Below are 13,534 nucleotides of genomic sequence, written 5' to 3'. Positions count from 1 at the left end.
GCGCTGTCCCTGCCGGGCCCGCCGCCCGCTCCGGCGCGACGGGCCCGTTCCGTTCCGCCTGACGCGTTCCCCCTTTTCGGCCGGGGACCCGCGCCGGAGCGCTCAGCGGTCCTGGGACAGCCGCAGCAGGTCGGCGAAGGTGCCGCCCGCGTGCACCAGATCGTCGTACGTGCCCTGCTCGGTGATCCGGCCCTGGTCCATGACGACGATGCGGTCCGCGATCCGGGTGTTCTCCAGGCGGTGGGTGATGACGATGGTGATCCGGTCGGCGGAGATCGCCTTGATGTGCTCGAAGATGGCGTGCTCGCCGTGCGGGTCCATCTGGGAGGTGGGCTCGTCCAGGATCAGCAGCGGCGGACGGCGGTACAGCGCGCGGGAACACGCGAGCCGCTGCCACTGGCCCCCGGACAGCTCGGTGCCGCCGAAGATCTCGCGGGCGAGCAGCGTGTCCAGCCCGGCGGGCAGTTCCGCCACCGCATCCCGCATGCCGACGGCCTCCACCGCGTCCCACACCGGGCCGTCGTCATGGCTGCGGGGCTGGCCGAGGGTGACGTTCTCCCGGACCCGGAGCGGCCACTGCGCGAAGATCTGCGGCACCAGACCGGTGTTGTCCCAGACGGTCGCCGGATCGGCGCTGGCGAGATCGGTGCCGTTCCAGACCACCCGGCCCTTGTCCGCCAGGTAGATGCCGGTGATCAGCCGGGTCAGGGTGCTCTTGCCGGAGCCGTTCACCCCCACGACCGCCAGGATCTCGCCGCGCCGCAGCGCCAGCGACACCCCGTCCACGGCGGGCCGGTCCTTGCCCGGGTACCGGTAGCCGACCTCCTCCAGCCGGATCTCCTCCACCGGCGCCGCGACGACCGCGCCCCCGCGCCTAGGGGCCCGCTCGGCGGCGTGGTCGAAGAACGCCTGCATGTCACCGAGGTAGAGGCTGGTGTGGAAGACGGCCGCGCCCTCCATGACCAGCTGGGACAGCGCGGAGAGCGTGGTCTGCACCGCGACCACGGCGGTGGCGGCGACGGCCGGTGCGACCCGGCCGGTGACGGCCAGCCAGGCGAGCATCCCCCAGGTCGCGGTGAGGAACACACCCCCGGCGAAGGAGGAGGACAGCGCGATCCGCAGCGTCCTCGGAGCGGCGGCCAGCGTGCGCCGGTCGACCCGCTCGGACAGGGCCCGGTACCAGTACAGGAGGTAGTCGGTCATGCCGTTGGCGCGGACCTCGTCGCCGTACTTCGGGGTCGTCGCCCACCAGCGGGTCATGCCCCGGACGTTGCGGTCCGCGATGTTGGCGTAGTGGATGTCGTAGTCCACCCGTGCGGTGAGGATCGCGCCGACGGCGGCCGGGGCGACGGCCAGCAGGAGCAGCGGCAGCACCAGCGGGTTGAGCACGGTGACGACCGTGCCCGCGGTGACCATCCTGATCAGGGCCGAGGTGAACCGCTGGGCGTCCATCACCATGACCTGCGTACGCGTCACGCCCATCTCGGCGGCTTCCTGCCGGTCCGAGAAGCCGTCCACCGCGCAGGCGGCCGCCTCCACCCGGCAGACGGCCTCGACCAGGGTGGTGTCCGTGGCGGTCGTCAGCCGGGGAGTGATCCGGCGCTCGGCATAGCGGGCGACGGCCAGCGCGGTCCGGGCGACGGCGCTCGCACAGGCGACGACGACCAGCGCGGGGAGGGCCGCGCGCAGCCGGTCCGCCATCGCGCCCGCGCCGAGCAGCGGGGTCATCGCCCGTGCCGTGGCGGTGAGCAGGACGGCGGCCGACACCCCGGTCGCCACCTGGCAGGCGAGCAGCAGCAGGACGGCACGGCGGTCGATCGCCCAGGCCATGGCCGTGATCCGGCCCAGCACACGCGGGAGTTGGGCGCACAGGCCGCGGAAGCTGGCCTCGCCCAGCGGGTTGACGGAGTAGTGCCCGGAGTAGTTGATCTCCGCCGGTGCGGGCGGTGGGACGGTGCGGGTGGAGGTGCTCAACTGCGCGTCTCCTCAGGTCGTGGAAGCCGGTGAAGGTGCGGCACCGGAGTCAACGAGAGGGAGACCTTTATCGAACACACGTGTTTCGGCCGCAGCGGAGTCCGCATCGAACGGCGTCGTTCCGGGAGCCCCGGAAACACGTCGTAGGACTCACCGCGCCGGACCTCGGCGCGACCCTGGCCGAATCGCCACGGCCGATACGCGTGTGACGGATGGGTTCCGCTCAGCCCTTGAGGCGTTCGCGGTCGCCCATCACCACCATGGGGTGGTCGGCGGGGTCGAGCGTGCCGAGGAGGGTCTTGATGCCTGCCTCCGGGACGGTCACACAGGCCGACGTGCCGTCACCGTGGTCCAGGTGCAGCCAGATGCCGCCGCCCTTCTCCACGCCCTCGGGCCGGCTCCAGTCGTAGGGCGGGGCGCCCTTGAGCCGGTTGTAGTCGATGGCGATGACGTAGTCGAAGTCGTGCGCGTGCGCCTCGTCGTCCGGGTCCGCCACCGAGGCCGCGTAGGCGTTGTCGTCGTACCAGTACGGCAGCTTGGTGCCGGGGCTGCGCAGGGTGCCTCCGGCGTCGGTGAGGGAGAAGACGCCCACCGGGCTGCGCTCGTCGTCGAGCTGATGGTCCGTCGTCCAGCCCCGGCGGCCGTTGTGCGAGGGCCAGCTCGCGGACTGCTTCCACTGGGCGCCCTGCTTCTCGTACAGCACGGCCAGGCCCTCGGCGGAGTCCCGGTCGTCGCCGTAGACGACCACCAGCTGCCGGGTGTCGGCCGGGATCTGCTTGCCCATCCGCTTTCCGACGCCGGGGACGCCGGTCCCGGTCGCCGGGCGGGAGGAGCCGGACACGGCCGGGTTGCCGTTGCCCGCCGCGCCACCGGAGCGGGCCCTGTCGCCGGTGTCCGCGCAGGCCGTGGTCACCGCCAGCAGGGCACCGCAGACGACCGCCGCGGATATGGCGTGCCGGGCGCCACCGCGCCGCGCGTATCGGGGACAGGACGGGGTGTCAGAGGAGTTCCGCATGATCAGAATCCTCCGGCGGGACCGGCCGGGCACGCATCCCGGACCGGCATCCGGCCTAAGCGGGACCGCTACCGTTGCTCCCCATGACAGTCACCGGGACGGACATCACGGCGGACCTGATCCGGGACCTGCTGCGCGAGCAGCACCCCGACCTGGCGGACCGCCCCCTGAAGCTGGGCGCCCTCGGCTGGGACAACCAGGTGTGGCGGCTCGGCGACGACCTCGCCGTCCGCATGCCCTGGGCGACGGAGTCGGCGGACGCGCTGCTGCGCAAGGAGCACACCTGGCTGCCGCTCCTCGCACAGGGGCTGCCCCTCCCGGTCCCTGTCCCGCAGCGCCTCGGTGAACCCTCCGCACGCTTCCCGCGCCCCTGGCTCGTCACCACCTGGGTACCGGGCGAGCCCGCCGACCGCGCCCCCGCGACCCGCCCCGAGGAGGCGGCCGACACCCTGGCCGCCTTCCTGACCGCCTTTCACCGCCGCGCCCCCGAGGAGGCACCGATGGGCCGGGACCGAGGGGGCCGCCTGGCCGACACCGCCGAAGGCTTCACCGGCGCGCTCGCCCGGGCCGCCGAACTGGGCCTCGTCCACGACCCGGACGCCGTCCGCGCGGTCTGGGAGGACGCGGCGGCCGCGCCCGCCTGGACCGGCCCCCGCCTCTGGCTCCACGGCGACCTGCACCCCGCCAACATCCTCACCACCGACGGCACCTTCTCCGGCGTCATCGACTTCGGCGACCTCTTCGCCGGAGACCCCGCCTTCGACCTGGCCTGCGCCTGGCTCCTCCTCCCGGACGGCGCCATCGACCGCTTCCACGCCGCCTACCACCCGGCCCCGGACCCCGCGACCCTCCGCCGCGCCCGCGGCTGGGCGGTCCTCCGCGCCCTCGCCGGCATCCATATCGGCCACGCGGGCGACCAGGGCCGCCCCGGCGGCAAGCCGACGTGGGGGCCACCGGGGCAGGCGGCACTGCGGCGGCTCACGGCGTCGGTCCGGTCCTGACGCGGAAGGTGTTCCGGTAGGCGCGGGGTGACACGCCGAGCGCCTCCCGGAAGCGCAGCCGCATCGCGGTACCGGTGCCGTACCCCGCGTCGGCCGCGACCCGGTCCACGGGATGGTCGGTGCGTTCGAGGAGGCGCCGCGCGTGGTCGAGACGTCGCTCGGCCAGCCAGCGCATCGGTGTCGCACCGGTCTCCTGCCGGAAGCGGCGGCTGAGCGTGCGCACGCTGACACCGGCCCGCCGGGCGAGGTCGTCCAGGGTGAGCGGCTCGCCGAGGTGCTCCAGGGCGTAGGCGCGGGCGGCCGCGGTGGGGGAGGGGCCGGACTCCTGGGGGATCGGCCGTTCGATGTACTGCGCCTGCCCGCCCTCCCGGTGCGGCGGGACGACGGTGTCGCGGGCGACCGCGTTGGCGACCTCCGCCCCGTGATCGGCGCGGATCATGTGCAGACACAGGTCGACCCCGGCGGCCACCCCGGCGGAGGTCAGCACCCCGCCGTCGTCGGTGTACAGCACGTCGGGGTCGACCTCGGTGTCCGGGTACAGGGCGGCCAGTTCGGCGCAGGACTTCCAGTGCGTGGTGGCCCGCCGACCGTCGAGATGCCCGGTGGCGGCCAGCACGAACGCCCCGGTGCAGATCGACGCGAGCCGCGCCCCGGCGGGCACGAGGGCGAGCGCCCGCCGTACCTCGGGGTCGAGCCGCCCCCGCTGCTGCGGCCGGTAGTCCTCCACGGCGGCCGGGACGACGACGGTGTCCGCGTCCCGGAGGATCTCCGGGCCGTGGGGGACGTCGATGCCGATGTCGGTGTCGGTCGTTACCACGCCCGGCACGGTCGCACACGTACGCACCGTGTACAGCGGCCGCCCGTCAGGATCGGTGGCGGTGGTGAACAGCCGGTGCACGATGCCGAGTTCCATCGGAATCAGTCCGGCACGCACCAGAACGACCACCTGGTGTCGCTTCGCACCCTCCATGACCGGATTCTTTCACTCGCTGTCCGGACGGCCAGTGGTGAGGGCGGTCGGGCACGACGAAGCATGGATCACCATGAGCGAGGCGATCCGAGTCCCCCGTAAGTCCGTCACCGGTCACCGCGCCTGGTGGGTCGCGGCCGTCACCGGCACCGCGATCGTCGTCGCGGGCGCCTGTTCCACGCTGCCCGGCATCCTCCAGGGCCCGCTGCACCACGACTTCGGCTGGTCACGCGGCTCCGTCGGCCTGGCTGTGTCGGTGAACATGGTCCTCTACGGCCTCACCGCCCCTTACGCGGCAGCGCTGGCGGACCGGTTCGGGATACGGCGCGTGGTGGCGGCCGCCCTGCTGACGGTCGCGGCGGGGGCGGGGCTGACGACCATGATGACGGCAGCGTGGCAGTTCACCCTGCTCTGGGGGCTCCTGGTCGGCGCGGGAACGGGTGCGCTGTCGATGACGCTCGGGGCGGCGGTGACCGACCGCTGGTTCGCCCGGCACCAGGGCCTGGTGCCGGGCGTGCTGTCCTCGGCGAGCGTGCTGGGCCAGATGGTGTTCCTGCCCGCGCTGTCCTGGATCGTCGACCACCACAACTGGCGCCCCGCGCTGGGCACCGTCACGCTCGCCGCGCTCGCGGTGGTCCCGCTCGTGGCGCTCGTGCTGCGCGACCACCCCGCCGACCTCGGCCAACGCCCCTATGGAAGTCGGGTGTTCGCTGCCCGTCCCGCGCCGGTGCCCGGTGCGGCCCGGCGCACGCTGACGGTACTGAGGGAGGCCGCGCGCACGGCACCGTTCTGGCTGCTCGCGGGGGCGTTCGCCGTATGCGGGGCGTCCACCAACGGCATCATGTGGAGCCACTTCGCCCCGGCCGCCCACGACCACGGCATGCCCGTGACCACCGCGTCCACGCTGCTCGCGGGCATCGGGGTGTTCAACGTGGCCGGGACGGTCGCCTCCGGCTGGCTCACCGACCGCGCGGACGCCCGCAGGCTCCTCGCCGTCTTCTTCACCCTGCGCGGGCTGCTGCTGCTCGTCCTCCCCCTGATCATGACAGCGACCGTGCGGGCGCCGATGCTGGCCTTCGTGGTCCTTTTCGGCCTCCTGGACCTGGCCACCGTCCCCCCGGCCATCGCCCTGTGCCGCCTGCACTGGGGCGACGACAGCGCCATCGTCTTCGGCTGGACCAACGCCGCCCACCAACTCGGCGCCGCCCTGACCGCCCTCCTCGCCGGAGCGGCCCGCGACGCGTTCGGCACGTACGACCCGGTGTGGCTCGCCCTCGCGGCGGCGTGCGCGACAGCGGCCCTGCTGTCCCTGGCGGTCGAGCACTGAGCGCCCCGGTGCGGCAGACTGCCGACGATGGACGACCACCCCACGATGCACCAGACCCCCGCCCCCGACCTCTACGGACGCCTGCGGGTGCGGGCCGCCGACCTGGTGGCCGCCCGGTGGCTCGGTGAGCGCTTCGAGGGCCGTGACCACTCCTGCACGGTGGCCGGTGTCGTGGTGCCGGGGTTCGACGCGTACGTCAGGGTTCTGCATCCGGCGTGGTTGGGGGAGCGGCCGGTGCGGTGGCGCGACGTGGCCGCCGCTCATGGGCGGACGATGATGCCGAACGCCGACTGGCGTGAGGTGACCGGGAGGGACCGGTACGCCTCGGAGTACGGGTTGCCCGGTGTCTGGGACGAGCATCCGACGGAAGGCCCGACCCCGCCCGCTGTCGCCGAGGCGCTGATTCCCGTCCTGGCCCGGCACACCCGTACCGCCGACCAGTGCTGGTTCGGCCTGTGGGACGGGTACGGGCGGTGGGACTTCTCCCGCTTCCCCACCTTCGAGACCCCGTACCGGGACGAGGTGCTCCTCGAAGGGACCCTCTCGGACGCCGTGTCGCCGGTGGCGTGGGACGAGTTCACAGAGCTGCCCGACCTGTGGTGGCCGCGGGACCGGGCCTGGTGCCTGGGCGGGGACGTGGACCTGGTCAGCACCTATGTGGGCGGCGGCGAGGCGCTGATCGAGGAGTTGCTGGCCGACGGCGGGCTGGAGACGCAGCGAGTGGAGCCCGCCGACCCGGTGTACTGAAGGGGCCGGTGCCGGGAACGGCACCGGCCCGGACGGGTCATACGTGCGGTCGGCGTCCGTGTTCCTGGCGCGGGAAGGTCTGGTCCGCTCCGGGCAGGGTCGGCTTCGGCAGCGTGGCCACCTCCTCCTTCGCCTTCTCCAGCTGCTCCGCCGTGTCGTCCGGCAGGCGCGGCGGGCGCGGGCGGCCGGAGCGGAAGCGGAAGGCGCTGGTGAGGTCACCGAAGGTGTCGCGGCGCCAGTCGCTGATGTTGGGCTCCGCCACCCCGGTGAACTGCTCCAGGAACCGCAGCGCCGAGGTGTGGTCGAAGGCTTCCGAAGCGACCCAACCACCTACGGTCCAGGGCGAGATGACGATCGCCGGAACCCGGAAGCCACCCCCGATGGGCAACCCCTGCACGAACTCGTCCGGCGTCCCCGCGGGCGGCACCGGCGGCGGCACATGGTCGAACAGGCCGTCGTTCTCGTCGTAGTTGAGGATGAACGCGGTCTTGCGCCACACCTTCGGGTTGGACGCGATCGCCTCGATCTTCGACGCGACGAAGTCCGCGCCCGCCGCCGGGAGATAGTCCGGATGCTCCGACTGGAAACTGGTCGGCATGATCCAGGACACCGCCGGGAGCCGGTCGTTGCGGGCGTCGTCCTCGAAGGTGCCCTCGGGCTGCGGACGCACCCCGCGCTCGTACAGCTCGGAGCCGGGGGCGGCGTTCTTGAACGCGGCGAACTGCTCCAGCATGTTGCAGCCGTAGTCGTCGTCCTGCTGGTACACCTTCCAGCTGACCCCGGCCGCCTGGAGCCGCTCGGCGTAGGTGGTCCACTGGTACGGCTTGGGCGCCGAGTTCTTGATGACCGGGCCGCCCTTCGTGCCGCCGGGGTCGATCGAACCGGTCATCCACATCAGCCGGTTGGGCCAGGTCGGCCCGAACACCGAGCAGAAGTAGTTGTCGCAGATCGTGAACGTCTCGGCGAGCGCGAACTGGAACGGGATGTCCTCGCGCGTGTAATAGCCCATCACGTAAGGGCCGTTGACGCCGTCGGCCGCGCGGTGGGCGGGCAGCCACTGGTCCATCCTGCCGTTGTTCCACGCCTGGTGCTGCACCGACCAGGCGTGGCTGGTGGAGGGGATCGCCTGCGCGCTGGAGGAGTGGGTGTCGAGGTGGAAGGGCAGCAGATAGCCCTTGGGGTTCACCGCGTCGGGCTGGTAGAAGACGCTGCGTCCGGTGTCCAGCTTCAGCGCGTGCGGGTCGGCGAAGCCGCGTACCCCGGACAGGGTGCCGAAGTAGTGGTCGAACGACCGGTTCTCCTGCATCAGCAGGACGACATGCTCGATGTCGCGCAGCGACCCGCCCTTGGGCGGCTCGGCGGCGACGGCCTTCTGGACGCTCGGTGGAAGCAGGGACAGGGCCGCGGCGCCACCCAGTACGCCCGCGGTCGATCCCAGGACTCTACGACGGGTCAACTCGGCCATGGTGGTCCCTTCTCGAGCGCGCGGAACGCGCTCCGGCGGAGTGTCGGTTCCACCCGGCGGAAGCCGGGCCGCCGCTCACTCTCCGCCCCTCCCGGCGGGACGCGTCAGGGGAAGGCGGTGAACAAGTGGCCAACGCGCGGGAACGGCTTGAACAGCCCGTTACCGTCAATGCCTGTACTTTGCACGGGAGTTGCCGCACGTTCAGCGGAGAGGGTCGGGGCGAGGGAAGGGCCCCCACCGCCGCAGCGGTGAGAGCCCCACGGTCCCGTCGCCTACAACTCCTTGATCCGGATGTCGCGGTACGAGATCACGTCCGACGTGCTGTGCACCTGGAGCCCGATGTAACCCGTCGCGTAGCGTCGGCCGTCGGTGCCGGGGTCACCCGCGCGGGGCGGGGTGAAGACCTGGCCGCCGATGTTGTCGAACTCGTTGATGACGACACCGTTGCGCAGGATCGTGAAGTGCTGGCCCTGCGCGCGGATCTCGTAGTCGTTCCAGGTGCCCTTCGGGGTGACCCCCGCACCGCCCAGACCCACCCGGTCGAAGCCGTAGACCGAGCCCGTCTTGTACATGTCGCCGGTGGGGCTGTCGAGGATCTGGATCTCGTGCCCGTAGTTGATGGCGACCCACTCGGGCCGGGACTCCTCGGGGTGGTCGTGGACGTTCGGGAACCGGATGAAGACACCGCCGTTGGCGTTGCCCGTGCCCGGCGCGTCGTCGCGGAACCGGAGCTTCAGCGAGAAGTCGCCGTACTTCCGCTCCGGGAACCACAGCATGCCCATGCCCGCCACGGTCGTACTGCTGGTGATCGCGCCGTCGCCGGTCAGCGCGAACTTCCCGCCACCGACCTGCTCCCACTTGGCCAGGGACGCCTGGGTGCCGTCGAACAGGTCGCGGTACCCGGTCGTCTGGCCGGGCTTGCCGATCTTCGACTGCTTGGCCGCCTTGGTGATCTTGTTGAACTCGCGCTGGTCGATGACCGCGTCCGCGAGGAGCCGGTCCAGCACGCCGTCGACGTGCTTGAGGAACAGCGCCTGCGACGACCAGTCCTTCTCGTCCTCGATCAGCTCGTTGATCGTGCACCGGCTACGGGTCAGCCGGTTCGGCACACCGGTGTCGACGGTGCCCACGATGACGGTGAGCCGCTCGTCGTACTCGGGGCAGTTCGGTGCCGGGACGCCGCCGCCCTGCGCGACGGTGAAGGTGACGCTCTTGGCCGCGGAGGTGTTCCCCGCCTTGTCCGTCGCCCGGTACTCCACCGTGTGGAAGCCGAGCCGGTCCACGACCACGGGCGCCGAGTACGCCAGGTACGGGCCTCCGTCGAGGGAGTACTCGACCCGGGCCACCCCGGACGCGGAGTCCGAGGCGTTGACGGTGACCTTGGCGCTGGTGACGTACGCGCCGTTCGCGTTCCTGGTGCCGTCGAGGGTCGCCGAGGTCTCCGGCGCGGTCGTGTCCTCGGCGGGCGGCGCGACGACCTTGAACGCCACGGACTTCTCGGTGGCCGCGTTCCCCGCCTTGTCGGTGGCCCGGTAGCGCACGGTGTGCGAGCCGACCTCGTGCACCATCACCGGCGCGGTGTACGGCTGCCAGGCGCCGTCCGCGCCGACCGCGTACTCGATGGTGTTGACGCCCGACCCGGTGTCCGACGCGGTGACGGTGACCGTGGCCATCGTCAGATAGTCGCCGTTCGCGTCCTTCGTGCCGCTCACCGTCGCGGAGGTCTCCGGGGCGGTGGTGTCGTCCGTCGGCGGGGCGACCACGCCGAAGGTCACGGACTTCTCGGCGGCCACGTTGCCCGCCTGGTCGGTCGCGCGGTAGCGCACGGTGTGCGAGCCGACCTGGTCGACGACCACCGGCGCGGTGTACGCCTGCCACGGACCGTCGGCGCCGACCGCGTACTCGATCGACTTCACCCCGGACGCGTCGTCCGACGCGGACACCGTGACCTTGGCCGAGCCGACATAGGCGCCGTCGGCGTTCCGCTGCCCCTCGACCTTCGCCGAGGCCGTCGGCGCCGTGGTGTCCTCGCCGCCGGGCTCGGTCACCGTCAGGATGCCCTGCATCTGGCTGTGACCGGGAATGCTGCAGAAGTAGCGGTACCGGCCGGGCGTCAGCGTCACGTCGACGGTGTGTTTGCCGCCGCTGTCGTCGCCGGGGTTGGCCAGGATGTTCACCGGTACGTCGTGGTTGTACTCGGGGTCCGACACGTCGAAGGTCAGCGTGTGCGGCATGCCGATGTCATTGCCGGTCGCGGTGCTGTTCTCGAAGACGAGGGTCGTGGCACCGGCCACCGCCGTCGTCGGGAAACTCGTGTACTGGTCGGTGCGCGAACTCGTCGTCCACGTCAGCACCTGGGCCGCCGCCGCGCGGTCGCCGTCCCGTCCGTACGCGGCCGTCGAGGTGAGCCCCAGCATCAGCAGCAGCGCGCCCAGCAGCGCGGTGTACAGGCGGAGAGGTCGATGTCTCACTGTGCCGCCTTCCTGGCCAGATCCTTCGCGGCGGGGGTCGCCTCGCCGCCGGTGTACGTCACGCGCCACAGCGCGGACTGGGAGTCGGAGGTGAAGAAGCCGCGGCCGTAGTCGAGGACGTAGAGCGAGCCGTCCGGCGCGAACTTCCAGTCCATCAGGTTGCGGATACCGCCCTGCCCGACCGGGATGATCTTCTTCAGCGACTCCGCCGTGACCGGCAGGCCGCCCTTGCCGACCGTCTTCGGGTCGGTGAGCACCGCGTGGCGCGGGTTGTCCGCGTCATAGAAGTCACCGACGAACCACTTGCCGTCCCAGTACCGCGGCCACGCATTCGCGCCCGCCGTCGCCGCGTCGTAGCGGTAGACCGGGCCGTCCATGGTGGCCTGGCCGCCGCCCTTGAGCCACGGCAGCAGATAGGTGGCCTCCTCGTTCTTGTAGCTGGGCACGCCCGCCGCGTCGCGCGGGAAGTCCGGGGCGCCGCCTTGTGGGGAGTACCAGATGGTGTTGCCGGTGACGGGCGGCAGGTTCACCAGGCCGTCGTTGTTCGGGGACTCGTTCTTCGGCGCGTTGCAGTCGTACCAGCCCAGCGGTTTCGTCGGGTCCGGCAGATTGCGGTCGCGGTAGGGCTGCTTGTTGCCCATGCAGAACGGCCAGCCGTGGTTGCCCGCCTTGGTGATCGCGGCGAACGTGTCGTACTTCGCCGGTCCCCAGGTGGTGCTCGGCGCGCCCGCGTCGGGGCCGACCCAGCCCGCGTAGAGGATGTCGGTCTGCTGGTCGACGGAGATCCGCGCCGGGTTGCGTACGCCCATCACATAGATCTCGCCACGCGTCTTGCCGCCGCCCTCGTCCTGCTCCTTGCCGGTGAAGAGGTTGCCCTCGGGCAGCGTGTACGTGCCGTCCGGCTCCGGGTGGATGCGCAGGATCTTGCCGTTGAGGTTGTGGGTGTTGCCCGCGGTGCGGCGGGCGTCGGCGAAGGACAGGCCCTTGTAGTTGGGCTGCGGGTTGTTGCCCGAGTAACCGTCGCTGAAGCCGGAGGAGTTGTTGTCACCGGTGGCGATGTACAGGTTGCCCTTGGAGTCCCAGGCCATCCCGCCGCCCGCGTGGCAGCAACTGTGCACCTGGACGGGCCACTTCAGCAGGACCTTCTCCGAGGCCAGGTCGAGCTTGTTCGTGGCGCGGTCCAACGTGAAGCGGGAGACGCGGCGTTCGGCCACCTGCTTGTCCCGGTCCAGGCCGGAGTGCGGGGTGTAGTGGAGGTACACCCAGCCGTTGGACTCGAAGCCGGGGTCCAGCTCGATGCCGAGCAACCCCTCCTCGACCTTGATGAGTTCGTCGCCGCCGCCCTTGTTGCCGAAGACGGTCAGGGCGCCCGCGAGGGTCACCTTCTTCGTCGCGGGGTCGTAGATGTGGATCTGGCCGACACCCTTGCCGATGTCGGGGTTGTTCCAGTCGGTGACGACCGGGGCGCCGTTCACCCCGCCGCCCCGGCCGATGTACAGCACCCGTCCGTCGGGCGCCACGACCATGCCGTGCGGCTCGCCGATCTGGTCCTGCTGACCGGGCTGGTTCGGCTGGGTGACGCGCACCGCCGAGTAGTTGGCGTCGATGGTCGCCTTGCAGTCGGCGCGCGACAGCCGGGTGGTCCACAGCAGGGCGCCCCGCAGATGGTCGCGGAAGTCGGTCTCCGCGAACGACTCGACCGTGCCGCCCATCCCGGTGTAGAACGACCGGCCGCCGGAGTAGTCCCGGCACCAGGACACCGGGTGGTCCACGCCGTTGGCGCCGGTGCCCGGCCGGTAGCTGCTCTCCCGGACCTTGGCGACCGTGTGCACCTTGCCGGTCGGGTTGCTCGCCCAGTTGAACCACTTGTCGGGCCGCTTCCACTCCAGCGGCAGGTCCTTCGTGGCCGGATGACTCCGGTCGGGGATCTCGACGGTGGCCCGCTGCACGGCGGCCGGGCTGGAACCCGCCGGACGGGCGCCGATCAGGCCGGTGAACCAGTCGGAGTACGGCTCCGTCCGGGCCGCGTCATGGATACCGAGGAAGCCGCCGCCCGCCTTCAGATACGCCTCGAGCCCGGCCTCCTGCTCGGGATCGAGGACGTCCCCGCCGCCGGTCAGGAACACCACGGCGTTGAAGGTGCCCAGCCGCTTGTCGTCGGTGAAGACCGAGGCGTCGTCCGTCGCCACGGTCTTGAAGCGCTGATCGGCCGGACCGGTCAGACCGATGGACTCGACGGCCTCGATGCCCGCGTCGACGGTCGGTGACTCCTCGGTGGCCGAGGCGTGGAAGACGAGCACTTTCACGTTCTTGCCACCCGGCGGCGACGGCAGCGCCGACGCCTTCGGCTCCGGGTACGGACTGGCCGTGGCGGCGGTGCCGCCGCTCAGCAGGGATGCCGCCAGGGCTCCGGCCGCCAGGGCCGACGCCGCCGCCCGCCGGGATCTCGACCGGTGATGTGGTGCGCTCTGCATGGGTCACCCACCCTCCGTGGTCTCAGCAACAGCGCCAGAAGCTAGACGCCTTTCAACGACCCGCCAATAGCAACGGACGGAATCTCACCA

9 protein-coding genes are annotated in these 13,534 nt (G+C 71.6%); 3 read left to right on the top strand and 6 right to left on the bottom strand.

Annotation, left to right across the window (positions count from 1 at the left end; all coding sequences use genetic code 11):
* Positions 1-102: 102 nt before the first annotated feature.
* On the bottom strand, positions 103-1,830 hold the full coding sequence (locus tag ACI2LY_RS19415; protein WP_404708751.1) for an ATP-binding cassette domain-containing protein: 1,728 nt from the start codon (positions 1,828-1,830) through the stop codon (positions 103-105).
* Positions 1,831-2,197: 367 nt separating this feature from the next.
* Entirely contained in the window at positions 2,198-2,989 is a 792-nt protein-coding gene (locus ACI2LY_RS19410) for a hypothetical protein (RefSeq protein WP_404708223.1), read from the bottom strand.
* Between the two features lie 83 nt (positions 2,990-3,072).
* Between ACI2LY_RS19410 and ACI2LY_RS19405 the strand changes: the two genes are divergently transcribed.
* Positions 3,073-3,990, top strand: coding sequence for an aminoglycoside phosphotransferase family protein (locus tag ACI2LY_RS19405; protein WP_404708222.1), 918 nt, complete (start codon positions 3,073-3,075; stop codon positions 3,988-3,990).
* Here ACI2LY_RS19405 and ACI2LY_RS19400 read toward each other — a convergent pair.
* Positions 3,968-4,960: a GlxA family transcriptional regulator gene (locus ACI2LY_RS19400; RefSeq protein ID WP_404708221.1), complete on the bottom strand. Its 993-nt coding sequence runs from the start codon at positions 4,958-4,960 to the stop codon at positions 3,968-3,970. The genes ACI2LY_RS19405 and ACI2LY_RS19400 overlap by 23 nt on opposite strands.
* 73 nt (positions 4,961-5,033) lie before the next feature.
* On the opposite strand from ACI2LY_RS19400, the gene ACI2LY_RS19395 reads away from it, so the two are divergent.
* Together ACI2LY_RS19395 and ACI2LY_RS19390 are read left to right on the top strand one after the other, a co-directional pair.
* Complete coding sequence (locus tag ACI2LY_RS19395) at positions 5,034-6,287, top strand: MFS transporter (RefSeq protein WP_404708220.1); 1,254 nt, start codon at positions 5,034-5,036, stop codon at positions 6,285-6,287.
* Positions 6,288-6,314: 27 nt separating this feature from the next.
* Entirely contained in the window at positions 6,315-7,034 is a 720-nt protein-coding gene (locus ACI2LY_RS19390; protein WP_404708219.1) for a hypothetical protein, read from the top strand.
* Positions 7,035-7,071: 37 nt separating this feature from the next.
* On the opposite strand, the gene ACI2LY_RS19385 is transcribed toward ACI2LY_RS19390, so the two are convergent.
* The 3 genes from ACI2LY_RS19385 to ACI2LY_RS19375 form a co-directional block, all read right to left on the bottom strand.
* Positions 7,072-8,499, bottom strand: coding sequence for an alkaline phosphatase family protein (locus ACI2LY_RS19385; RefSeq protein ID WP_393601835.1), 1,428 nt, complete (start codon positions 8,497-8,499; stop codon positions 7,072-7,074).
* Between the two features lie 272 nt (positions 8,500-8,771).
* Positions 8,772-10,916 carry an OmpL47-type beta-barrel domain-containing protein gene (locus ACI2LY_RS19380; protein ID WP_404708750.1) on the bottom strand — a complete coding sequence of 715 codons (2,145 nt, stop codon included), beginning with the start codon at positions 10,914-10,916 and terminating at the stop codon, positions 8,772-8,774.
* Between the two features lie 50 nt (positions 10,917-10,966).
* Positions 10,967-13,444, bottom strand: coding sequence for a ThuA domain-containing protein (locus tag ACI2LY_RS19375; RefSeq protein ID WP_404708218.1), 2,478 nt, complete (start codon positions 13,442-13,444; stop codon positions 10,967-10,969).
* Positions 13,445-13,534 lie beyond the last annotated feature (90 nt).

This window comes from Streptomyces sp. NPDC002176, from assembly GCF_044903645.1.
Lineage (GTDB): Bacteria > Actinomycetota > Actinomycetes > Streptomycetales > Streptomycetaceae > Streptomyces.
The sequence above is the reverse complement of the archived record's forward strand: the minus strand, read 5'-3'. Positions and strand labels throughout refer to the sequence as shown.